The following is a 23,162-nucleotide window of genomic DNA, read 5'->3' as shown; positions in this document are numbered from 1 at the left end:
AAAAGAGTGTATGATGCCCATGAACTTTTTTGTGAAATGAAAGAAATAGCAACAAGGCCTGCTATTTATAATATATGGAAAAAAATAGAACGTTTTACTGTCCCAAATTTTCGTTTAGGCTATACCGTTAATAAGCCGATAGCTGATGAATTTAATAAAATGTATAGGGTTCAATACGAAGTGATTCGAAACGTTGCCCTACTCAGAACTTTACCCGAAATACAAAAAAAAGAAAAATTCATTCTCTATCAGGGTGCTGTAAACGAGGGCAGGAGCTTTGAAACATTGATACCAGCCATGAAAGCTGTTCAGCACAAACTGATCATTTGTGGCGATGGTAATTTTATGCAACAAGCTCAGCAACTAGTAATACACCATAACCTTGAAGACAAAGTGATCTTCAAGGGAAAAATTACTCCTGACGAATTGAGAACAATAACGCAACAAGCCTATATTGGAGTTACTTTATTTGATGATGCCGGATTAAGTAATTATTATTCGCTTGCAAACCGATTCTTTGATTATCTGCATGCAGGCATTCCGCAACTTTGTGTAAACTACCCTGTTTATAAAGAACTGAACAAAAATTACCCTTTTGCTGTATTAACAGATGATATTAGCGTTGCCGGTTTAGCAAAAGAACTAAATAGCTTGTTGAGCAATGATTTATTGTATGATTCATTGAAACAAAATTGTTTGAAAGCCAGAGAAATATACAACTGGCAGGAAGAAGAAAAAAAATTAATCGCATTTTACCGATCAATACTTGGATAAATATTTACATATAATTACACATGATGTGCCTTATCCCGCCGATTTTGGCGGTGTGGTGGATCTGTTTTACAAAATAAAGACCTTACATCAACTAGGAATAAAGATCCATTTGCATTGCTTTACCAATAAGCGACCCCAACAAGCCGAATTAAACAAATATTGTGTATCTGTAACCTATTACCAACGCAATAAAAAACTATCTTTTAGTTTGCCGTTTATTGTTAGCTCTCGTAACAACGTTTCGCTTATTGACAATCTAAAAAAAGACAACCATCCGGTTTTAATAGAAGGTATCCATTGCAGTTACCCTCTTTATACAGACCAACTTAATAATAGAAAGGTTGTATTAAGATTACATAATGTTGAGTTTGAGTATTATCATCATCTTGCTTCACACGAAAAAAGTTTTTTCAAAAAATTATATTTCAATTTTGAAAGCAAATTGCTGAAACAATATGAACGAATCATTGCTACAAAAGTTAAAATACTGACAGTAAGCACACACGATACAAGTATATATAAAGAAACTTTCAAAGCTACAGATATTAAGTACCTGCCTGTTTTTTTACCTTATACAGAAGCGATATATCCTGAAGGCAAAGGAAATTTTTGTTTATACCATGGTAATTTATCGATCAATGAAAATGAAAAAGCTGCCATATGGCTTTTAGAAAATATTTTTAACGACAATGATATTCCTTTTGTGATCGCTGGAAAAGACCCCTCACAAAAACTAAGTTTTCTTGCTCACCAACACAAAAACACCTGCCTTGTGGCAAACCCTTCAGACAAGGATTTACAAGATATGATCGGTAAAGCACAGATAAACATTCTACCATCTTTTAATAACACCGGCGTAAAATTAAAATTGCTGAATGCCTTGTATAATGGTAGACATTGCCTTGTAAATAAGGCCGGAGCAGAAGGATCGGAAGTAGAAAGTATTTGTGTTATAGAAGACAGCGCTATTTCCATGAAAATTATGGCGACTGCTCTTTACGATACTCCTTACACAAAAGAAGATGCTGACAAACGCAATGTATTGTTGTCTCAAGTGTACAATAATAAAAAGAATGCTGAGCAGCTAATTAATATTTTCTGGGGAGCTGAATGATTACATCGTTACACTTGCATTATCCCACACTTTACCCAATTCTGTTTTAATTGTTCTTGCAGGAAATTTATTGATCACAATATAATCATGCGTAGCCATTACAATAGCAGTTCCATAATCTCTACTGATCTGAAATAATAATTGCATGATCTCATCGCTTGTTTCAGGATCGAGGTTACCCGTAGGTTCATCGGCCAATATTAATTTAGGAGAATTTAATAAAGCTCTTGCTACATCAACTCTTTGCTGTTCGCCACCACTTAATTCAAATGGCATTTTAAAACCTTTAGATTTTAAACCAACTTTTTCCAACACATCAGCAATTTTTTCATCCATTAGTTTTTCATCTTTCCAACCTGTAGCTTTCAAAACAAATTTCAAATTCTCATTTACATTTCTATCTGTTAGCAATTGAAAATCCTGAAATACTATACCAAGGCTTCTACGCAGAAAAGGGACTTTTTTCCAGTCCATATCTCTCAGATTATATCCTGCAACAGTGCCTTCACCTTCAGTTAACTCAAGATCGCCATAAAGGGTTTTCAATAAACTACTTTTACCTGTGCCGGTTTTACCAACGAGATAAACGAACTCCCCCTTATTAACCGTAATGTTCACATTACTTAAAATAAGGCTACTTCCCTGATATATATTTACATTGCTTAATTCTACTATTGCTTGAGACATATGTTATGTAAGATTTACGATGTGGAGCAAATTTAATCTTTTGAACGAGCCAAGTGAAATTTAATTTTCTCACTAAAATGTTAAAAATGTGTATAATCGGCTGCTGGTTCTCTTAAACAAAAGATCGGCAATTATATTTGTTCTATGTTCATCCATTTTATAAAAGGATTTAAATATTCATTAAGTAAAAACATCTACATCTTAGTATTACTTCTTTTTTTATCGAATTGCAGTAATGCTCAGCGAATTGATTCAATAACTGTAAGCGCCATCATTTGTTTCGTTATACCATCACACAATAATCTTGTTTTAGATTCGCTGAAGTGGCAGGAATTAAAGCCACTGATCAATAATTACGAAGGAAAAAAGATCAAGAAAATTCTATATCAAAGCTATACAGACCGTTTGGTTGTTTTTGTAAAGGGAGATGACTTGGCAGAGATGAATTTGCAAAATGCCATCCAGTATGGGTTGGTTGATAAAATAAAACCGAAATCCGATGATTTAAATGAAAACCCAACAAAAAAGAAAGAAGAAATTTTTCCTTTTACACAGGTTAATATTGATTCCCCATTGTACGTAGGCATTGACAATCCGATTAAATTGAAGGATATTCATTTAAATGACTTTTTTGTAACGACATGGGGACGAGAAATAAAAAAATCAACTAAAAAAAACGAGTACCTAGTTTCTTTTGCCGTCCCGGGAAGATATTCATTAATTCTGCATAGTAAAAAAACAGGCAGGGCTGCTTACCAGTTCAACTACACAGTAAAGCGTTTACCTGAGGATGAATTGATCTGGGAACCAAGTTTAACCATTGGTTATATTGACAATCAAACTACTGACTGGGAATCGTTAACCAGAGAAACCGAGATAATGATAAGTGATGGTTTCACGTTTGAAAGTGCTACAGTTTATTTTGCCGGAGAATCATTTAAAAATTTAATGATACAAGATATTACAACTCCAGCATTATCTCAATTAAATACATTGATACAAAGATGTACTGAAGGTTGCACTATAACTTTTGACAACGTTAAGGTTAAGGATAGAAGTGGCAAACCATATACTATTGCAGGCACCACTTATTATATCAACAAAAAATAATTGGAGTAATGATTTAACTTAATAAACGATTTCTTCGTCTTTTAATTTAATCACCAGTTCCTTTTTATCGCTTGCCTCTACTCTGCCGATTATTTGTGCATCAATATTAAATTGCTTTGCAGTATCGATCATTGTTGCCGCATCTTCCGGTTTACAATAAATCTCTAAACGGCAACCCATATTGAAAACTTCATACATTTCCCTATTATTGCTGCCGCTGTTTTCCTGTATGATGTTGAATATTTCAGGGGGAGCAAAAAGATTGTCTTTAATGATCTTAAATGGAGCAGGTAAATACTTCATACATTTTGTCTGCCCGCCACCGCTGCAATGTATGAGGCCATGGATTTTATCAAAATAATGGCTCAGTAATTCTTTTAGCACAGGTGCGTAAGTACGTGTAGGAGAAAGCAAGAGCTTACCAATTGCCGCATTTTTTCCTGAATCAGTTAAACGATATTTGCCAATATAAACAACTTCATCACTCAAAGCATTATTATAGCTTTCTTTAAAGTTCTCTCCGTAAAATTTACTCAACACATCATGCCTTGCGCTCGTTAATCCGTTGCTACCAATACCACTGTTATATTCTGTTTCGTAAGTTGCTAGCCCATAACTTGCAAGACCAACGATCACATCTCCGGCTTGTATCTTTTCATTGCTGACCACTTTATCTTTTGGCCATCTGCAGGTCATGGTACCATTTACCGCAACAGAACGTACCACATCACCAACGTCAGCCGTTTCTCCACCGAGATAGTGGATGTTCACTCCGAAAGTCTTTAATGTATCAAACAGTTCCTGAGAGCCGTTGATCACTTGTTCCAATACTTCTCCTGGAATTAAATGTTTATTTCTATCGATGGTAGAATTGAAAACAATATTATCGTAAATACCAACACACAACAGATCATCTAAATTCATTACAATTGCATCCTGAGCAATCCCTTTCCAAACAGATATGTCTCCGGTTTCTTTCCAATACAAATAAGCCAGAATGCTTTTTGTACCTGCACCATCGGCATGCATCACATTCACAAACTGTTCATCGCCGCCTAAATAATCGGGATAAATTTTGCAGAAAGCATTCGGGAACAAACCCTGATCGAGGTGCTTAGTAGCTGCATGAACTTCTTCTTTTTGAGCTGATACGCCACGTTTATCGTATAATGACATGCCGGTGTAAAATTTTTGCAAAGCTAATTTTCAATTTCCGATTTTCAATAATCAATTATCAACTACATTTGCACCGCTTAGATATGCAGGTTCATCACAATATCAAATCATTACCGGGCTTTAGAAAAGCAGTTATTACCATTGGTACTTTCGATGGTCTTCATTCCGGTCACCGACAGATCTTTGATCTGATGAAAACCGAAGCTGCTGCTATCAATGGCGAAACTGTCATCATTACATTTGATCCTCATCCACGGCAAATCATTGCTTCGACAAAGCAACCTATCTCTCTACTGAACACATTAGAAGAAAAAATATTCTTACTGGATCAAACGGGCATCGACCATCTGGTAGTAGTGCCATTTACACAATCGTTTGCCGATCAAACTGCGGATGAATATATCGATAATTTTCTTGTAGATACATTTCATCCACATACAATTATCATTGGTTATGATCATCATTTCGGAAAAAACCGATCAGGTAACTACAAATTATTAGAAGCCAGCGCATCAAAGAACAATTATATCGTAAAGGAAATACCAGGTTATATGTTACAGGATATAACCATTAGCTCTACCAGAATAAGAGAAACATTATTGTCGGGTAACATTGACACCGCCAATAAATTTTTAGGCTACAACTATTTCTTCAGCGGTAAAGTGGTTGAAGGAAACAAATTGGGAAGAACAATAGGATACCCTACTGCAAATATTCAGATCGAAGATGAAAATAAACTCATACCTGGTAATGGTGTGTATGCAGTTGAAGTACAGCTTCAAGCCACAAGTCACAAGCTACAAGGGATGATGAACATTGGTGTACGACCAACTGTTGACGGAAAGAAAAGAGTGATCGAAGTCAATATTTTTGATTTTAACGAAACGATCTATGGAGAAAAACTAACGATCACTATAAAAAAATATTTACGCAGCGAAGTAAAGTTTACCGACTTAGACGCATTGAAAGATCAACTAGCAAAAGATAAAGCAGCTGCTTTATCGGTTTTTAATTCTATATAGGGATGTTTTCTTCATAACTGCCTCCAACACCAATATAGGTTACACGTTTAACACCAACTAAGGTTGCTTCATAAAACTGTACCCCTGCTTTTGCAATGCCATCCATAAATACCGGAAAAGTAGTTTTGCCTTGCTGATTATCTCTTATAGCCTTTACGGTTAATTCGGTGCTGAATAAATCTTCTGTTTTTCTTGCAACTTTATCTTGCTGATGTATAGCATTCATGCCGTTCGCAAAACGATACAATATAATGCCGGTTGATACTTCCACCGTATATGATTCGACACCAATCTCTATTAGTTTTGATACCAGATCAGGATAATTTTTTGCTTTGGCAGATTGTTCTCTTATTTTATCAAGCATATTTATTTTAATTTTAATTCATCATTTTTACTACCAGTTCTTTCAATAAAGAAGCGTCAGAGGTACCATTATCATTCACCCCTACGCTTTTCAGATTATACTCATGTAGCAACAACAACGCATGCTCCACTCCAGAGTATGAATACAACTTTGCAGCAGCCATTGCTTCCTTTGCGGCAAAAGGATTATTGTAAAACAATGGACGAAGTGCATTTTCACTCTTATCGGCCATACCAAAATAAACATACAACTTACTAAAAAAACCGTATAAAGATGGGAGTACTAATTGTATCGGCGCCGCTTTTGGATTTGCTTCATAAAATTGTATGATACGGATGGCTTTTGCCAGATCTTTCTTTCCAACTGCATTTTGCAATTCAAAAGCATTGTATTCTTTACTTACCCCTACAAACTTTTCAATATCATCTTCGGTTATACTTGTACGTTGCCCTAAATTAACTGTAATTTTTTCTATCTCGTTTACAATACGACTTAAGTCTGTACCTATGTGCTCTGCCAATAGCATCACTGCTTTTTGTGACATTGTGAGCCCTTTCGATTTGACATGTTCCGTTATCCACGGAGGCAGCTCATAATCTCTTATTTTTTTTGTAGAGAAAATTTCGCCGTTCTTCTGAATCGTTTTATAAAACTTTGTTCGTTTATCTAAGGTCTTTTCTTTGTAGCCAACCACAAAAATGGTAGAGTGCAAGGGATTTTCAACATATCCCTCCAGCTTATCAATATCCCTCATTTGCTGAGCTTCTTTCAGCAACACTACTTGTTTTTCTGCAAACATCGGATAACGCATACAGGCATTCACCACATCACTCCATACAGCATCTTTGCCATAAAAAACAGATAAGTTAAACCCGGCTTCGCTTTCGGGCAGAATAGAATGTTCTGCAAAATTGATCACTTCATCAATGTAGAAATCTTCTTCTCCCTCAAGCCAGTAAACGGGCTTATAGACCTTCTTCTTCCAATCACTTAAAATTTTTTCTGCAGACATATTTTTCAAAAATACAGTAAGGGGCTTAAATAAAAAAGGATGTTCGTTATTTGAACATCCTTTAAATAAGTTAGGGTGCTGCTAATCTCCACCAGTATCATGATTAAAAGCAAACATTACTACCAACAATAACATTGTGCCCCCAATTGCGGCCGGTACTGCATTTTCTAAATAAACATTTTCGAAGCTATGAAAAAATGGCGCTAAATAAGCGTTCCCTATATAACCTCCAACTGCACCAACAATTGTATTGGCAATCACCCCCCAACCCTGACCGGGAAATAGTTTACTGCCAATATAGCCAACTACGGCTCCGGTAATAAATGATATGAGATATACAAGCATACGTTTAATTCAAACTTCTAAAATCAACAGGTACTAATTTGCTTACCCCGGCCTCCTGCATGGTTACACCATAAATAACATCTACAGCACTCATGGTCATTTTATTGTGTGTAACAATAATGAACTGCGAATTTTCGCTGAACTTTTTAATCATTTGAGTGAATTTGCCCACATTGGCATCATCCAACGGAGCATCTACCTCATCTAAAATACAAAATGGCGCCGGCTTTATCAAATATATAGCAAATAATAAGGCTGTAGCTGTTAATGTTTTTTCTCCTCCACTTAACTGTCCGATAGAAGATGGACGTTTACCCTTAGGTTTAGCTACAATATCTATACCGGTATCTGCTAAATTTTCAGGATCAACTAACACCATATCAGCAGTATCATCTTCAGTAAACAATGCCTTAAATACTTTCTGGAAGTTTTCTCTTACTTGATTAAACGTATCCAAGAACTGCTGGTTTGCCGTAGCTTCTACCTCCTGAATGGTTTGCAATAAACTATCTTTTGCAGTTACAAGATCATTCTTTTGTTCGAGAATGAACTCATAACGTTTTTTCATTTCAGTATAAGCTTCGATCGCTGTTGGATTTACTTCTCCGATATTTTCCAAACGCTTACGCATTCTTTCATTCTTTTCCTGTAATTCTTCTAAAGGAACATCACCAGTACGAGGTTCATCAATGATAGCATCCAGATCAACTTTAAACTCAACATTCAAACGTTCTTTCATTCCTGCCAGTTGCAGTTTAAGGTCGGTCAATTTATCCTTGATCTCATTCAATAACGTATCAATACCCTCTTTGGATTTTTGTTTGTGCCTCAATTCACTTTCTTTCTCTGCTAAAATATTACGGAGGTTATAATATGCCTGATCAGCCTCGTTCAATTTCTTTTCTTCCGATTCTTTGTTTTGCAACATGGCAATCACCATTGTTTCCAATTCTTCCAAAGCAACAGCAGTTTCTGTAATACTTGAAGCAGCTTCTAACAATTGAGTATTGCTGTTTTCTATTTGAACTTTAAGATCGTTCAACTGATTGTTCTTAAATTCAAACTCTTGTTTTAAAGAAACAACTTTGCTTTGTTGTTTGGTGAACTGCAAATTACTCTCATTGAAAGTTGCAGTAGCAAAATTATACTCCTGTTCAGCTGTTGCATAATCTTGTTCAACCAATTGCATTCTATTACTGAGCTCTTCTAATTGAGTATTACATTTATCCAACTCATCTCTTGTGCTTGCAATAGCATCATGATTGTTTTGTAATTGTTCCTGAAGATCATCAACCCTTTGTGTACTTGTCTCTTCTAAATGATGAAGATTTTCAATTTTATTTTGAAGAGAGAAAACATGATTTGTCAAATTATTGATATCCTGCTGCGTTTGTTTGATCGCATTTTCTTTCAACTGTTCGTTAAAAGCGATTACTTCGTTGTGACGAGCCTGAATGGTTTCTTTCAAGCCATTTACAACAATTTCCTGTGCAGTGATTTCTTCAATTAATTTTTCTAAATTTTTGGCTCTACCGATCTTCTTCCCTTCAAACAAACCAACGCTACCACCGGTAAGGGAATATTTGCCTTTTACATATTTACCTGATCTCTCCAACACAACTGACCCATTACTGTTACGCAATGCATCTTCATTTTCAGCAATAAAAACATTACCTAACAAATGCTTGGCAAGATTTGAATACTTTCCGTCTATTTCAACAACACTCAATGCAGGTATTGTTCCTTCCGGCTGATGATGACTTTCAAAATCAGTGAATTTGTCTTGCAAGAAAAAATTTGCTTTTCCTTTTTTATTATCATCCAGCAAATGAATGGCCTGTAAACCTTCTTCCAGATTATTTACAACATAATAATTCAGGTATGGTTCCAATACATTTTCAACTGCAGCTCTGTATTCTTCTTTCACATAAATGATATCACTCAGCAAAGGTGCTTCATGATTCCAGTTTGCATTTTTATGTAAGAATTTAACGCTCTCAGGATAACCTTCCATTGAATCTATCAAACTTTTTAGAAGATCATGCTCATTCTTCTTACTATCTAATTTTCTGCTTTCGTCTGCTAATTCATTTCTCAAACCTTCCAACATGCTTTGTGTTTGGAAGATCTGCTCTTTAGTGAACTCATGATGATCTTGCAATTGTTGCAGATCTACTTTCTTTTGTTCTAGTTCTTCGGCTTTTATTTTACGTTCAGCCTCTAATTGTTGTAACTGTGCCTGACGCTGTGCCTTTTCATCCTGTATCTGAGCAATGGTGCGTTGCAAATTTTGAATAGATGTATCTGCAACCGCTACTTTTTTCTCTGCTTCAAATTGATTGCGTTGAATGGCTTGATTTTCTCTGCGTAATTCATCAATGCTGCTGCGTTTTTCATCAAACACTCTACGCTTATCTTCTACTGCATTTTTAAGCTCTTCTAATTTGCCTTCAAACTCAGCCAACTTAATTTCATCTTCGTTGATCTGGTTAGAAGTAAATTGTATGCTTTCATCTAGCCCTTGTAATTGTCCGCTTGCTTTTTGTAAGAAATCATTCAAACTAGTTTCTCTTTCTTTCAAATATTGCAAACGTTGAGCACTTAAACTCTTATCATTTTCTTTATTACGAACAGCATCCAGCATTTCATTGAAAGCATGTTGCATTTGTTGCAATTCCTTTTCTTTTTCAATGAAACCTAATTTTTCCTGCTCCAATGCAGCTTCCTCTTTTGCAATAGCTGTTTCAAGTTCTATTCTTCTATCAACTTCTTCCTGTTGTTTATGGTTCAGGTCTTTGTAAGTGATATTGAATCCTTCCAAAGCAGCTTTCGCTAATTCAATGCTAACTTCTTTGTATTCTTTTTTTATTTCGAAATATTTCTCGGCTTTTTTAGCTTGGCTTTCTAAACTTTTAAGCTGATTGTTTATTTCAAAAAGGAGATCTTCAATACGTGCCAGATCCTGTTCAGTAGCATCTAATTTTAATTTAGCTTCTTTCTTTCTTGTTTTGTAAATGGTAATACCCGCTGCTTGTTCCAGCATTTTACGACGGCTATTCTCTTTATCCTTGATGATATCATCTACCATTCCCAATTCAATAATGGCATAGCTATCGGTACTAACACCGGTATCCATAAAAAGATTGTGGATGTCTTTCAATCGGCAGGCAACATCGTTCAAACGATATTCACTCTCACCGTTCTTGTAGTATTTACGGGTTACGGTTACAGTATTGAATTCTGTAGGTAACAGGTTCTTTGTATTTTCAAATGTAAGACTCACTTCCGCCAATCCGCTGGCACTACGGGTTTTACTTCCGTTAAACACCAGACTTTCAAGGTTTTCACTACGAAGATTACTGATCTTGTGTTCTCCAATTACCCAACGAATACTATCAATAATATTACTTTTACCACAGCCATTTGGCCCGATAACACCGGTGATTCCTTCGTCGAAATTGAGCACAGTTTTATCGGCAAAACTTTTAAATCCTTTGATTTCTAAACTCTTTAAACGCACAGTTTTCTAATTTTTAAAGTAAGGCAGCAAATATAGTTGAATGCCTCATAATGAGGTTTTGAAAGTATGCACTATTTAGCCAAGGTTATGCACAGATTTTTCACAGATTTTGGCATATTTTAAGCGCATTTGTGGATTTCTTTTGAGTAATCCACAAAGTTGATCCAGACAGTAAGAATAATTTTAATACAATACGAGTGTACCAAAAAGTACGCATTCAAAAAAAGTGGGCTAATTTTTAGTTACTTTTATTTCTAATGGCGTTGCTGCATTTTCAATATATAAATTTTGTCAAATGAAAAAAATCTTCTCATTTCTTTTTTTACAATTTTTTGTTTTTTCTATTGTTTTTTGTCAGAACCAAAAAATCGACGGGCATCCTGCCTGGATCATGCAGGGTAATATTTATGAAGTAAATATTCGTCAGTTTACTGAAGAAGGCACATTGAATGCATTTGCCAAACATCTCGACAGAATTAAGAAAATGGGTGTACAAACTATTTGGTTCATGCCTATTAACCCAATCAGTGTGGTAGATAGAAAAGGGTCGCTTGGAAGCTATTATGCTGTTGCCAATTATAACACGGTTAATCCGGAATACGGCACAATGGAAGATTTTAAGAATGTTGTAAAGAAAATTCATAAACTTGGCATGAAAGTGATCATTGACTGGGTGCCAAATCATACCGGTTGCGATCATCCATGGCTTGACAGCCACCCTGATTTTTTTGTTAAAGACAGTACCGGGAAACCTGCGTCCATGTTTGACTGGACAGACACCAAACAATTGAATTATAAAAATTCAGAAATGCAAGACAGTATGATTGCAGCGATGAAATACTGGATCAAAAAAACTGATATTGACGGGTACAGAGTTGATGTGGCGTGGAATATTTCGGGTAATTTCTGGAAAAAATGTATTCCGCAATTAAAAAAGATCAAAAATGTTTTCATGCTTGCTGAGGGAGATAGCTCCTACCTACCAAAGAGCGGTTTTGATGCAGTATACCCATGGCATATGTTTCATGTGATGGAGAAAATTGCTAAAGGTACTTTGAACGCATGGGCCATTGATAGCATAAGAAAGCAAACTGAAAAAAGATATCCGGCTAATACCATTCAAATGTATTTCACCAGCAACCATGATGAAAATTCATGGAACAAGGCAGATTATGAAACTTTCCCGGGTGCTGTTCATGCTCCTTTTGCAGTGCTTACACAAACAATGGCAAAGACTGTTCCGCTGATCTATGGCGGACAGGAAGAGCCTGTGTTAAGACCGTTGAAGTTTTTTGATAAAGACCCAATGGAATGGGGTAAATATAAAAGAGCAAAATTTTATCAGACATTGCTTGAACTTAGAAAAAGAAATATTGCTTTAGCACCAAACGCATCTTTCAAAAAAATTAGCGTTGGCAATGACAAAGCGGTATACGCTTTTGTAAGAGAAAAAGCTGGTAAAAAAATATTGGTAATCCTGAATTTTTCTGCAACCGAACAAAACATTACCATAAAAGATAAAACTCTGCACGGCACTGCAAATAATATTTTTATGGGTTCAACAGAAACTCTCAGTAGTAAAAAATGGAAAATGGAGCCATGGGGATATGCTGTTTATGAATACTGAATAAGATAATAATAAAATATTTTAGTTAAAAGCAATACCCGCCATTGGGTATTGCTTTTTAGTTTATGGCATTGTAACTTTATCCAAACTACAAATATGAACAGAAGAAACTTTCTTTCGAAAAGCAGTCTGGCTTTATTAGCTGCAGCAGGCTTACCAAAAGCAATTGCAAAACAAGCAAATACAAAAATAATTTACAAGAGCTACCTTAAACCAAATGTAGCAGACCAAACCGGATATGAGTTACAACTCGATCATCTCGGTTTTACTTATCTCTCCACGGCCAAGGATGACGAAAAGATCGTTGTTGTTAAAATAAATCATTACAATACGACAGACCTTACCAAACCTGACAAGACAGCGGAATTCAATTACATTGTTCAGACTGCTTCAGAATCTCAGATAGACGGGAAATTAACATGGACAATTACCACAAAGTTTGATAAGTTGGTATCAGGCGATAATCAACTAGGGAAAAAATTGTCGAAAGAAATGAAATTAACAGGCATTAAATACAACTGGTTTAAAATTCATGATAGAAAAGGAAATGAAGTTGCAAACTTATCGTACTACTCAACACCTAGCACAGGTGACGACGATTATGGGGATTGTTTTTTGACTACAGCTTGTGTACAACACAGACAATTGGCAGATGATTGCGATGAGTTAAATACACTTCGCTTTTTAAGAGACAATTATATGAAGCAAGATACGGAAGGTGCACTACTTGTTGCAGATTATAAAACCATCGGACCGAAGATCATTGATACGATCAATGGATTTGATAATAAAGCAGAAATATACAATTATATGTTTGAGCATTTGGTTGAACCTTCTGTAAAAATGATCAAGGAAAAACGTTATGCTGAAGCAACTGCCTATTACAAAGATTTTGTAGTGGGTTTGACAAAAAAATATCTATAACCTTATACTTGACCCGGTACCAAAATGAATAGAAGAAATTTTCTCACAAAAAGTAGCTTAGCTATGATAGCTGCAGCAGGTTTACCGAAAGCAGTTTTCAGCAATAACCCCTCTAGTACACCAACAATTTATAAAACTAAATTAGATACAGGTGTAGCAGGGCAAACGTATTATGAATTGTCTATTGACCACATGTGTATTGATTATCTTAAAACAGCTACGGATGAACAAAAGCGCATAATATTAAAAATAGCCTATTTCGAAACAACCAATATAGCAACACCTACTAAGGGTGCCGAGTTCAATTATATAGCCAAAGAATCTACACTTACAAATAAAGATGAAAGCATTTGGGAAATAAAAACAAAGTTTGACAAAAAGGTTTCCGGCGACTATAAATTACCAAAGAATTTTCCAAAGAAAATGAAATTGATTGGGAAAAAATATTCATACTTTAATATTGTAGATAAAAATGATGAACCGCTGGTAAAGATACCTTACCCTACCACAACAAGTTCGGGTTCAGGTGGCTGTTTTCTCACAACAGCCTGTGTAGAACACAAAAAAATGGCTGACAATTGTACTGAGTTAACTGCTCTTCGTTTTCTAAGAGATGAGCATATGTTAAAAAATGAAAATTCAATTTCGTTGATCAGCGATTACAAAATTTACGGACCACAAATTGTGAATGCAATTAACGCTTGTGATAACAAGAATGAAATTTATGATTATATGTTCCACCGCATGATCAGACCTTCAGTAGCTTTAGTTAAAGAAGGACGTTTTACCGAAGCTATTGAATACTACAAAATTTTCACACAAGCACTGGCTGAGAAATACCTGTAACCTTTCATAGTAGTATATAAAAAAGTGAGTATTTTAATTACTCACTTTTTTATTACAATTATTTTTTTGCTCTCCTACCTTTTAGAATTTGATAGAAAGATCTGCTGCGTATCTCCTCCAGCGTTAGCCCTGTTGCCAAAGCTTCTTCTTCAGTAATAGCACCACAATTCATTGCTTTCAAGAAGAAATTCAATAAGCCCTGTCCTGTAGCTGCATCATCAAAAACATCTCCGGTAAGTGTAGAAATAGCTGCTCTTTCAACAAATATTCTTAAGCGATTGGTTGCATCTTCGATGCTGCTTAAAAAGAAATTATAAGTTGCCGCATAACGCATAGGTACTTGTGCAGGATTCAGATCCCAACCTTGATACATCCCATTGATCAACGAATGCATAGTATGACCGTAAGCAATACGCCATCCTCTATGCACCGCTTCTCTATTTTCTTCTAACTGTTCGTAAGTTAAATTATCACCACGATGTGGACCAATAGGCATTACATTGGTAGCGCCATCACTGATCCAGATACCTGTACCACCCAACGCAACTTTAGTTACATGGTGTGCAAAATCGCATACACTGTGTGCCATTGTCTGATATTTTGCAGTGATACCACAAGATGCAGTATAATCATATGTTCCAAAATGTGCAGCAATCAATCTTCCTTCGCCTGCACGAACAATTTTTAATAACGGATTACGGCCTTCTTCATCCATCACTATCTGCGTAGCTTCAACCATTGTCTCCATTTTCAATGTATGCGGAGGAAGACCATGTTTCTTTTCTATGATCTCAAATAAACGGATCAAAGTAATTACTTGTTCAGGAATGGTAACTTTTGGCAACATCACCACGAAGTTTTCCGGCAGTTTCCCTCCTGTTTTCTCCAATAAAGTGGTAAGAAAAATATCCAATGTTCTTACACCTCTGCTTTTTAGATCTTCAGTAAATGGTTTAACACGAATGCCGATGAAAGGAGAAATTGTTTTGTTCTTCATGCCTTCGGCCAATTCATTCGCTGCATTTACAGCCGTTGCATCTTCCTCATCATCGGGTCTGTTGCCAAAACCATCTTCAAAATCTATTCTAAAATCCTCAACTGCTTCTCGTTTTAATTTAGCGATGATCTTGTTATATACTGTGTAAGACAACCAAGCGTACTCTTTTCTACGTTGAGCTTCAGTCATTGCATCTAAACGTGCAGTAAGGTCTTCAATATCTGCTAATGTTTCAGGCAAATGTTCAAAACCCTCCAACTTCAACACTTTTGCCAACACAACAAAATTGGGTGCATAGGTCAATAAGTTTTTCAAAGCAATGTCTCCTATCTTATCAGTCGTATCGCTTTTAAATAAATTAGCTCCACCATAGATTGTATGTACAGGTTGCCTATCTGGTCTATCACCAGGATAAACTTTTTGAAATTTTAAATTGGCTGTTCCAAGCGTATCTAATAACGCTTTTTTGTCGCTGTCGTTAATTGAGAAATTCATGTTCACTAATATTTAAATGTTCTGTTTGAATGTTTATGACCCTCTGTAAGTACTGTATCCAAAGGGATTAAGCAACAATGGCACATGGTAATGATCGCTGCTATTAATGTTAAAAATTATTTCTACAAAAGGATAGAAAGTTTGTACCGATTGTTTATCAAAATAAGCCTTGGTATCAAATTTCATTTTATAAGTGCCGTATTCCATTATATTATCATGCCCCAACAAATTAGGTATACGGCCGTCGCTATTGGTTACTCCTTGTGCAAGTTCTATCCAATCATTTCCTTTTTGTTGATATAGAGTAATGTAGACATCTGCTGCCGGCCTACCTTTTGTAGTATCGAGTATATGTGTTGTTAATTGTCCCATGTAATATCTAGTAGTTTTTCTAATCTGAGTTTTGTTATTTTACTTTGCTCATCTGCAGCGATCTCTATTTCATCCTCTTTTTTATTTTGTAAACGCTTTTGCAATAATTGCAGCATTTCATCTGCAGACTTTCCAGTGGCACATACTATAAAAATATAGCCAAATTTTTTTTCATATTGATCGTTCCCTTCAGCTAAAGCTTTTAAAACATCATCAGATGCTGCAACTGCTCCACTCTGCTCTCCTGCTGCCCATTGAGCGGTAGATGCAAATTTTTTCTTTAACGAATCAATGTCTCCAATTTTCGGGTGATGTGTAAATGCTTCAAGCCAATCAGCCTCTGTACATTTCCACCATTGCTCTTCAGCATCTTCCAATAATTCTACCAGATCATCGGCAGGAAAAAATGGCAACATCCTTTCTACCCAATTTACCGAGCCGCAACATTTAAACAACTCTTCCTTTAATTGTTCTTTCGGTAAAATATTTAATTCGTGTAAAGTCATTCTATTTACGATTTACGATGTACGATGTACGATTTTCTTATATAGCATATTTCTTTTCTTTCATCGTACATCCAACATCTTACATCATACATTACTGTACAGTTGGAAAACGATTTACATTTTTATAATAAATATATACTGCCGGCTCTTTACCCATTGCAGTAAACCATTGCTGACAATAAGGTGCCATCCAAATGCTATCTCCTTTTTTGATCGGATACCATTGATGATCCAGCATATAAACACCTTGCCCCTGCAAATACAAAAGTCCGTGTTCCATAATATGCGTTTCCACCATTGGTAAATGTCCACCGCTATCATAAGTAAAAATATTCACCGCCATATCGAAAGATAAATTATCAGGCAACAATACCTGTAAACGTAAAGCATCATCTCCTAAATAAGATGGCCCCGGCACTTTTGCAGCATCTCCAAATAAAATATTCGGCACAGCATAACCTACTAACTTTTCATACACTTTATGAAAGGTGAGTATCTGTGTTCCCTCTTCCACATCTTCAAACTTATATGCCTTCTTAGGCGGCACATAAACAAATTGTCCGGTCGACAATACTTTTTTCGTTCCTCCAACCGTTGCTTTTGTTTTTCCTTTTACTACATAAAAAAATATTTGCGATTCTTTTGTTGAGCCGATCAATTTACCATCCTTATTTAATGTAATTAAAGTTTGACAAAGATTTGCACCCATTGCCTCATTGATGATCACATTCACTGTGCAACCTGTCCAACCCGGCACATTACTATTAATATAACCATCTGGCGCTATTACCGCATGATTGCTTTTAACTACACTTCTTGTTAATGCTGATATTTCCATTTACTTAATTGTTATTTGTTATTAATTCCAAGATAAAGAAAAATTATCGATCGCCGTTGTAGCTCTGCTACCACTACCCGTTGATGCTGTTAATGCAACAATCCGTATCCATACCGTTTGTGCTTGATTGTCTAATGCCGATCCGAAATTTACAGTAACAGTATTACTTGAAAACAAAGAAGTTCCTGTTGTAACTGTGCCTGCAGGAGCTGCAGGAGTAAATGAAACAGGCGCATCGCCAAAACCATAATCTACTGCCCATGTTGTAGTTCTTGTACTGGCTATATCAAGCGATTGTAATAAAAAACTCAGATTGAAATTTGATTTACCTGTTGTGTTAGCTATTTTAAATACGAATGCAGTACCCGGATCTCCACTACCGCCTGTCTGTCTGTAACCGATTGCCCTATTCGTTGCAGCAGCCTGTGTGGCCGAATCAGTAGCAGAAGTCAAACCTGTTGCTGAAGCATAACTACGGGCACCGGCAGATACAGTAGCCCAATGATAATTGTTCGTGTTGTTATATATAGCATCATTGCCTAATGTAGTTGCATTGGCTCCTGTCTTTATACTTACACCTGTAGGTAATGCCGGATTAACCCCATCAAAGTTTAGTGTAAATGGTGAAGTTGTTAATGTAATCGGATTGTTTGACAATGTAGTAAACACTTCCTGATTACCATACGATGTACCCTGGCTATTGGTTGCATAGGCCCTTACATAATATTGTGTATTACCCGTTAAGGCAGACAGATTACTAATAAAAGCTCCGGCAACAGGAGTATTTGTAGTGAAGCTATTGGCTAAAGTAGGTAAAGGAGTTGTTGCATAACATACACCTGCTGCAGTAACTGTTGCACCGCCATCATTGGTAATTAAACCACCGCTTGTTGCACCTGTTGCCGTAACATTCGTGATTGATGCTGTTGCAACAATTGGCGTACATGCACTCCAGGTAAGCCCTCCATCACATACCCTTAATATTTGTCCTTTAACACCTGCTGGCAATATTGCCCAGGCTGTTCCATTCCAATATAAGAGATCACCGGTGCCAACAGCCGGTGGTAAAGATGCGATCCTACTCCATCCGCTTCCATTATTACACCAGTATGCGTTATCGTTAGTATCGTATACTAATAACCCGGCAGTGTTTGCCATCTGTAATCTTTTTACAGTAGTAACACGGGGAATGATCAATCCTTTATCGGTTGAAGTAATATCCAATGCAGCATTGGCATTAGGTGATGTGGTTCCGATACCCACTTGTGAAAAAGCAATTGTTTGCATAAGACAAACCGCTATCAGTAGTAAAAAAACTTTTCTCATACAGTTGAATTTATTATGAATGTTGTTGAATTAAATTTTGTATAAAAGCTTCAGAAATTTTTATTGCTTCTGCTATATCATTTACTTCTGCATTTTCCAAAGGATTATGACTAATGCCTTTATAACATCTTATAAAAAGCATCGAAACCGGTGATACAGTTGCCACAGCCATTGCATCATGTCCTGCACCACTTACCAACTCAATCACAGAATGACCGGCTTCTTTTATTGACCCGGAAAGCAAGTTAGACAAATTTTTATCGCAAAGTACCGGAGCTGTTTCTTGTACCAAGTTCCACTCAATTCCAATATTTCTTGCTTTGCAAATGGTAGTACATATTTCCTCGATCGTATGATAAGCCTGTTCTAAATAAGTTGCCGACGCCCCACGGAGATCGATACTGAAAACCACCTTACCCGGTATTACATTACTTGCCGCATGATTTACCTCTAATTTGCCTACGGTAGCTACAATATGATCTTTATTTTCTAACCCAAATCTTTCAATTGCCAAAATACAAACGGCTGCTGCAGCCAATGCATCTTGTCGCATATCCATTGGCACTGTACCGGCATGACCGGCAAAACCTGCTAAAGCTACTTCAATTCTTTTTTGTCCGGCTATAGCTGTCACAACTGCAGCAGGAATATTTTTTTCGTACAACACAGGCCCTTGTTCAATGTGCATTTCGTAATAGCCTAACCAGCTTTCTTTTGGTATGGCATCCTGCACCAATTGATTTGGATTACCTCCATTGCTTGTAATGACCTCTCTTAATAAAATACCATTAGCATCTTTCTTGTTTAATAGAACTGTATCAAAATTCCCTGTAACAACATTGCTGCCTAAAAATGTGGTATGAAAACGAACGCCTTCTTCATCACTAAAAGCAATGATCTCTATATTGAAATCAATATCTGTGTTCTTAATATGCTCTACAAGATCGATACCCATTATCACACCTAAGGGGCCATCAAATTTTCCTGCATTTACTACTGTATCAATATGCGATGCAATGACAAATGTTTTTGCACCCGCTTTCTTACTTACTAATTTACCTCGAACATTGCCGATGTTATCTATATGCGTTTGCAAGCCGGCCTCATTCATCCATGTCAATACTTTTTTACTCCCTTCAACAAATGAGGGAGTGCCGTATGTACGAGTCACACAACTGCTATCTTCGCTGATGGCAGCCAGTTCGTTTATACGATCAACTATCTTTTCCGCTCTTTGTAAATATGTACTCATTACCGTTATGCTAAAATTATCTTTCCCTTGTTTAACTCAATAAATCTTCCATTATCATAGACTTTTGCACCACCTAAATAAGTTTGTTCAACCACACCAGACAACTCACGGCCTAAATAGGGTGTTACTTTATGTTTATGGTGTATAATTTCTTCAGTGACAGTAAAAGTTTTTTCATCATCAACAATGATGATATCCGCAATAAATCCCTTTGCGATCTTTCCACGATTATGCTCCTTCCCGATCAATTTTGCAGGATGCTCACAAAGCCATTTCACTACATCTTCAATAGTATAATTTCTTTTTTTTGCAGCCGTCAGTAAAACCGGCAAGGCAAATTGCAAAGATGCTATCCCACCCCAAGCTTTCATAAAATCACCTGTCCGTAATTCTTTCAGATCAGGCGTTGCAGGTGAGTGATCCGTAGCAACAAGATCGATGACACCATCTCCCAGCGCTTTCCACAACAAATCATTGTTTGCTTTTTCACGAATAGGAGGGGCGCATTTAAATTGTGTTTGTCCATCAGGAATTTCTTCTGCGTTAAAATACAAATAATGTTGTCCCGATTCTACAGTTATTGGTAACCCTTTTTGTTTTGCTTCAACTATTTGTGCTACAGAATTTGCAGAGGATAAATGTACTATGTGAACATGACAGTTGAACTCCTCACTTAAACGGATCATCATTGAAATAGCATCGTCTTCCCATTTTTTTGGACGGGAGGATAGATAATTTTGATAAGATCTTCCATTGTCCGTGGTCCATAGTCCATTGTCAATGGACAACTCACAATGCACCAACAAAGGCAATTTATGTTTTGCGATGATCGGCATTGCTTTTCTAAGATCTTCCTCAGTTGCATTTGGAAAATCATCTATACCTGAATGGGTTAAAAAAGCTTTGAAACCTAATACTCCTTTTTCTATCAAGCCTTCAAGTTCTTTATCATTACCTGGAATTACTCCGCCCCAAAAGCCAACATTGGTATGCAATTTATTTTGTGTCGCTGCCAACTTTCTTTCAAACGCATCTACTGTTGTTGTAACAGGTGATGAGTTTAAGGGCATATCAACTAAAGTTGTTAAACCTCCGGCAATAGCAGCCCTGGTTGCAGTATTAAAGCCTTCCCAATCTGTTCGGCCAGGTTCATTGATATGCACGTGCGGATCGATGACACCCGGCATTACAATTTTATTACCGACATCAATAAGTTCGTGATCATTACCTTCGGGCAATTCATCCACCACATCAACGATCATTCCTTTACTAATAAGCACAACACCTTTCTTTATACCACCCGGCAATACGATCCTGTCTGTTTTTATCGCTAACAAGTCTATTCTTTTATTTTACTAATACAATTTTTATAAAATTACGAAACAAAACTATAAATTTTGTAGTTTTAAACTTGTTATTAATATCAATTATAATATATGGTTCATTTTTTAGTATATGGTGTATTGGGAATGATGCTGGTGATGCTGGTAAGATTGACTTATGTCTTCAATGCGTTGGCAAAGAAGAAAGAAGATAAGCCTGAACCATACCAAAACACACTGCTTAATTCTCAAAATTTGAATTATGCGGCATTGGTATTAGTGATTGTATTATTGGTTACTTACACCTATGTAGTGGTAAAAGGCACCCCATATGAAAGTCATTTAATGGAATGGCTCAATATTATTATTCGTTTAATGCATCTAACTTTTGGTATTGCTTGGATCGGTGCCTCTTTCTATTTTGTATTTCTTGAAAATGCATTGAACAGAACCGAGGATGTACGAGATGAACTTGCCGGCAATCTCTGGGCTGTGCATGGTGGTGGATTTTATTATTTAGAAAAATATAAAGTTGCGCCAAAAACAATTCCTAAACATTTACATTGGTTTAAATACGAAGCATATTTTACCTGGCTATCGGGTTTCTGTTTATTATTTGTAGTGTATTATTTCAATGCATCTGCAATGTTGATCGATAAAAATGTGTTGGACATTTCCCCATGGGCTGGCGTTGGTATTGGTGTAGGCTCATTTATTGTTGCATGGATCATTTATGATCTGATGTGCAAATCTCCTTTAATAAAAAAACCATTGTTATTTGCATTGGTTGGGTTCATCATTGCTACAGGTTTTGCATATTTCTATGCACATGTATTTAGTGCAAGGGCTGCATATATACATTTTGGTGCGATGATCGGCAGTATTATGGTTGCGAATGTTTTCTTTGTGATCATTCCTTCGCAAAAAATAATGGTAGCTGCAGGTAAGGAAGGTAAAGCACCCGACCCTACTCCCGGGAAAAATGCATTGGCAAGATCTTTACATAACAATTATTTTACACTGCCGGTTTTATTTGTTATGATCAGCAATCACTTTCCAAGTACTTTCGGAAACCCTTACTCATGGGCAGTTCTGGCCGGCATGTCGGTTGGAGTGGCTGGTGTTAAGCACTATCTTAACTTAAAAGAAAAAGGCAAATACAATATTTGGATACTCCCTATATCAGTTGTTATTTTACTCGGCGTATGTTTTGTAACTGCTCCGCAGAAAAATACCGGCGAATGTAAACCTGTTAGTTTTGTAACTGCAAACAGTATCATTTCTCAAAGATGTACGCCTTGCCATTCGAGCAAACCTACGGATGATGTTTATACAGCTCCACCTAACGGTGTTAAATTTGACACACCTGACGAGATCGTTAAAATGAAAGATAAGATTATGGAAAGGGCAGTGATCACCAAAACAATGCCGCAGAACAACAAAACAAGCATGACTCCGGAAGAAAGGGATTTGCTCCGTTGCTGGATAGAACAAGGGGCGAAGACAAAGTAATTTGAAAATTTGATGATTTGG

The 23,162-nt window shown here is 36.4% G+C and carries 21 protein-coding genes; 8 read left to right on the top strand and 13 right to left on the bottom strand.

Features of this window, described 5'->3' with window-relative positions; all coding sequences use genetic code 11:
* Positions 1-36 precede the first annotated feature (36 nt).
* Together ACQ33O_RS07760 and ACQ33O_RS07755 are read left to right on the top strand one after the other, a co-directional pair.
* Entirely contained in the window at positions 37-774 is a 738-nt protein-coding gene (locus tag ACQ33O_RS07760; RefSeq protein WP_430995002.1) for a glycosyltransferase, read from the top strand.
* Positions 767-1,888 (top strand): glycosyltransferase, encoded by a 1,122-nt coding sequence (locus tag ACQ33O_RS07755; RefSeq protein WP_430995001.1) that lies wholly within the window; start codon positions 767-769, stop codon positions 1,886-1,888. The genes ACQ33O_RS07760 and ACQ33O_RS07755 overlap by 8 nt, the downstream gene beginning before the upstream one ends.
* Here ACQ33O_RS07755 and ACQ33O_RS07750 read toward each other — a convergent pair whose 3' ends face one another.
* The gene (locus tag ACQ33O_RS07750; protein WP_430995000.1) at positions 1,889-2,575 is read right to left on the bottom strand and encodes a cell division ATP-binding protein FtsE; all 687 of its coding nucleotides are present in this window, start codon (positions 2,573-2,575) and stop codon (positions 1,889-1,891) included.
* 144 nt (positions 2,576-2,719) lie between these two features.
* Here ACQ33O_RS07750 and ACQ33O_RS07745 point away from each other — a divergent pair, with 144 nt between their 5' ends.
* Positions 2,720-3,685, top strand: coding sequence for a hypothetical protein (locus tag ACQ33O_RS07745; protein ID WP_430994999.1), 966 nt, complete (start codon positions 2,720-2,722; stop codon positions 3,683-3,685).
* A gap of 18 nt (positions 3,686-3,703) precedes the next feature.
* Here ACQ33O_RS07745 and ACQ33O_RS07740 read toward each other — a convergent pair whose 3' ends face one another.
* A complete protein-coding gene (locus tag ACQ33O_RS07740; RefSeq protein ID WP_430994998.1) occupies positions 3,704-4,861 on the bottom strand; it encodes an AIR synthase-related protein in 1,158 nt (385 codons plus the stop codon).
* 83 nt (positions 4,862-4,944) lie between these two features.
* On the opposite strand from ACQ33O_RS07740, the gene ACQ33O_RS07735 reads away from it, so the two are divergent.
* A complete protein-coding gene (locus ACQ33O_RS07735; protein WP_430994997.1) occupies positions 4,945-5,883 on the top strand; it encodes a bifunctional riboflavin kinase/FAD synthetase in 939 nt (312 codons plus the stop codon).
* Here the strand turns inward: ACQ33O_RS07735 and ACQ33O_RS07730 are convergent.
* The 4 genes from ACQ33O_RS07730 to smc all read right to left on the bottom strand — a co-directional run bounded on the left by ACQ33O_RS07730 (position 5,876) and on the right by smc (position 11,124).
* Positions 5,876-6,247: a DUF1398 family protein gene (locus tag ACQ33O_RS07730; protein ID WP_430994996.1), complete on the bottom strand. Its 372-nt coding sequence runs from the start codon at positions 6,245-6,247 to the stop codon at positions 5,876-5,878. The two genes, ACQ33O_RS07735 and ACQ33O_RS07730, sit on opposite strands and share 8 nt — an antisense overlap.
* 13 nt (positions 6,248-6,260) lie before the next feature.
* Positions 6,261-7,259: a DNA polymerase III subunit delta gene (holA, locus tag ACQ33O_RS07725; RefSeq protein ID WP_430994995.1), complete on the bottom strand. Its 999-nt coding sequence runs from the start codon at positions 7,257-7,259 to the stop codon at positions 6,261-6,263.
* Positions 7,260-7,340: 81 nt separating this feature from the next.
* Positions 7,341-7,604 (bottom strand): hypothetical protein, encoded by a 264-nt coding sequence (locus tag ACQ33O_RS07720; RefSeq protein WP_430994994.1) that lies wholly within the window; start codon positions 7,602-7,604, stop codon positions 7,341-7,343.
* 4 nt (positions 7,605-7,608) lie between these two features.
* Positions 7,609-11,124, bottom strand: a complete 3,516-nt coding sequence (smc, locus tag ACQ33O_RS07715; protein WP_430994993.1) for a chromosome segregation protein SMC — start codon at positions 11,122-11,124, stop codon at positions 7,609-7,611.
* A gap of 295 nt (positions 11,125-11,419) precedes the next feature.
* Between smc and ACQ33O_RS07710 the strand changes: the two genes are divergently transcribed.
* The 3 genes from ACQ33O_RS07710 to ACQ33O_RS07700 all read left to right on the top strand — a co-directional run bounded on the left by ACQ33O_RS07710 (position 11,420) and on the right by ACQ33O_RS07700 (position 14,521).
* Entirely contained in the window at positions 11,420-12,751 is a 1,332-nt protein-coding gene (locus ACQ33O_RS07710; protein ID WP_430994992.1) for an alpha-amylase family glycosyl hydrolase, read from the top strand.
* Positions 12,752-12,847: 96 nt separating this feature from the next.
* The gene (locus ACQ33O_RS07705; RefSeq protein ID WP_430994991.1) at positions 12,848-13,675 is read left to right on the top strand and encodes a hypothetical protein; all 828 of its coding nucleotides are present in this window, start codon (positions 12,848-12,850) and stop codon (positions 13,673-13,675) included.
* 24 nt (positions 13,676-13,699) lie between these two features.
* Positions 13,700-14,521, top strand: a complete 822-nt coding sequence (locus ACQ33O_RS07700; protein ID WP_430994990.1) for a hypothetical protein — start codon at positions 13,700-13,702, stop codon at positions 14,519-14,521.
* A 58-nt stretch (positions 14,522-14,579) separates the two neighbouring features.
* On the opposite strand, the gene ACQ33O_RS07695 is transcribed toward ACQ33O_RS07700, so the two are convergent.
* From ACQ33O_RS07695 to allB, 7 genes are all read right to left on the bottom strand, one after another.
* Positions 14,580-16,013, bottom strand: coding sequence for a DUF6986 family protein (locus ACQ33O_RS07695; RefSeq protein WP_430994989.1), 1,434 nt, complete (start codon positions 16,011-16,013; stop codon positions 14,580-14,582).
* Positions 16,014-16,046: 33 nt separating this feature from the next.
* A complete protein-coding gene (uraH, locus tag ACQ33O_RS07690; RefSeq protein WP_430994988.1) occupies positions 16,047-16,385 on the bottom strand; it encodes a hydroxyisourate hydrolase in 339 nt (112 codons plus the stop codon).
* The gene (gene uraD / locus ACQ33O_RS07685) at positions 16,373-16,891 is read right to left on the bottom strand and encodes a 2-oxo-4-hydroxy-4-carboxy-5-ureidoimidazoline decarboxylase (RefSeq protein ID WP_430994987.1); all 519 of its coding nucleotides are present in this window, start codon (positions 16,889-16,891) and stop codon (positions 16,373-16,375) included. The genes uraH and uraD overlap by 13 nt, the downstream gene beginning before the upstream one ends.
* A gap of 91 nt (positions 16,892-16,982) precedes the next feature.
* Positions 16,983-17,729: a (S)-ureidoglycine aminohydrolase gene (allE, locus tag ACQ33O_RS07680; RefSeq protein WP_430994986.1), complete on the bottom strand. Its 747-nt coding sequence runs from the start codon at positions 17,727-17,729 to the stop codon at positions 16,983-16,985.
* A 21-nt stretch (positions 17,730-17,750) separates the two neighbouring features.
* Positions 17,751-19,055: a hypothetical protein gene (locus ACQ33O_RS07675; protein WP_430994985.1), complete on the bottom strand. Its 1,305-nt coding sequence runs from the start codon at positions 19,053-19,055 to the stop codon at positions 17,751-17,753.
* A gap of 13 nt (positions 19,056-19,068) precedes the next feature.
* Positions 19,069-20,307, bottom strand: coding sequence for an allantoate amidohydrolase (locus tag ACQ33O_RS07670; protein WP_430994984.1), 1,239 nt, complete (start codon positions 20,305-20,307; stop codon positions 19,069-19,071).
* 5 nt (positions 20,308-20,312) lie between these two features.
* On the bottom strand, positions 20,313-21,644 hold the full coding sequence (gene allB, locus ACQ33O_RS07665) for an allantoinase AllB (protein ID WP_430994983.1): 1,332 nt from the start codon (positions 21,642-21,644) through the stop codon (positions 20,313-20,315).
* 99 nt (positions 21,645-21,743) lie between these two features.
* Here allB and ACQ33O_RS07660 point away from each other — a divergent pair, with 99 nt between their 5' ends.
* Entirely contained in the window at positions 21,744-23,141 is a 1,398-nt protein-coding gene (locus ACQ33O_RS07660) for a urate hydroxylase PuuD (RefSeq protein ID WP_430994982.1), read from the top strand.
* Positions 23,142-23,162: the final 21 nt, after the last annotated feature.

Origin of the sequence: Ferruginibacter sp. SUN002 (assembly GCF_050611725.1) — a bacterium.
Lineage (GTDB): Bacteria > Bacteroidota > Bacteroidia > Chitinophagales > Chitinophagaceae > Ferruginibacter.
This window is presented reverse-complemented; position numbering and strand designations above follow the sequence as displayed.

Coding starts and splice junctions, on each gene's coding strand:
- ACQ33O_RS07760 (WP_430995002.1), top strand. CDS start 37: ATGAAAGAAATAGCAACAAGGCCTGCTATTTATAATATATGGAAAAAA.
- ACQ33O_RS07750 (WP_430995000.1), bottom strand. CDS start 2,575: ATGTCTCAAGCAATAGTAGAATTAAGCAATGTAAATATATATCAGGGA.
- ACQ33O_RS07745 (WP_430994999.1), top strand. CDS start 2,720: ATGTTCATCCATTTTATAAAAGGATTTAAATATTCATTAAGTAAAAAC.
- ACQ33O_RS07740 (WP_430994998.1), bottom strand. CDS start 4,861: ATGTCATTATACGATAAACGTGGCGTATCAGCTCAAAAAGAAGAAGTT.
- ACQ33O_RS07735 (WP_430994997.1), top strand. CDS start 4,945: ATGCAGGTTCATCACAATATCAAATCATTACCGGGCTTTAGAAAAGCA.
- ACQ33O_RS07730 (WP_430994996.1), bottom strand. CDS start 6,247: ATGCTTGATAAAATAAGAGAACAATCTGCCAAAGCAAAAAATTATCCT.
- holA (WP_430994995.1), bottom strand. CDS start 7,259: ATGTCTGCAGAAAAAATTTTAAGTGATTGGAAGAAGAAGGTCTATAAG.
- ACQ33O_RS07720 (WP_430994994.1), bottom strand. CDS start 7,604: ATGCTTGTATATCTCATATCATTTATTACCGGAGCCGTAGTTGGCTAT.
- ACQ33O_RS07710 (WP_430994992.1), top strand. CDS start 11,420: ATGAAAAAAATCTTCTCATTTCTTTTTTTACAATTTTTTGTTTTTTCT.
- ACQ33O_RS07705 (WP_430994991.1), top strand. CDS start 12,848: ATGAACAGAAGAAACTTTCTTTCGAAAAGCAGTCTGGCTTTATTAGCT.
- ACQ33O_RS07700 (WP_430994990.1), top strand. CDS start 13,700: ATGAATAGAAGAAATTTTCTCACAAAAAGTAGCTTAGCTATGATAGCT.
- ACQ33O_RS07695 (WP_430994989.1), bottom strand. CDS start 16,013: ATGAATTTCTCAATTAACGACAGCGACAAAAAAGCGTTATTAGATACG.
- uraH (WP_430994988.1), bottom strand. CDS start 16,385: ATGGGACAATTAACAACACATATACTCGATACTACAAAAGGTAGGCCG.
- uraD (WP_430994987.1), bottom strand. CDS start 16,891: ATGACTTTACACGAATTAAATATTTTACCGAAAGAACAATTAAAGGAA.
- allE (WP_430994986.1), bottom strand. CDS start 17,729: ATGGAAATATCAGCATTAACAAGAAGTGTAGTTAAAAGCAATCATGCG.
- ACQ33O_RS07675 (WP_430994985.1), bottom strand. CDS start 19,055: ATGAGAAAAGTTTTTTTACTACTGATAGCGGTTTGTCTTATGCAAACA.
- ACQ33O_RS07670 (WP_430994984.1), bottom strand. CDS start 20,307: ATGAGTACATATTTACAAAGAGCGGAAAAGATAGTTGATCGTATAAAC.
- ACQ33O_RS07660 (WP_430994982.1), top strand. CDS start 21,744: ATGGTTCATTTTTTAGTATATGGTGTATTGGGAATGATGCTGGTGATG.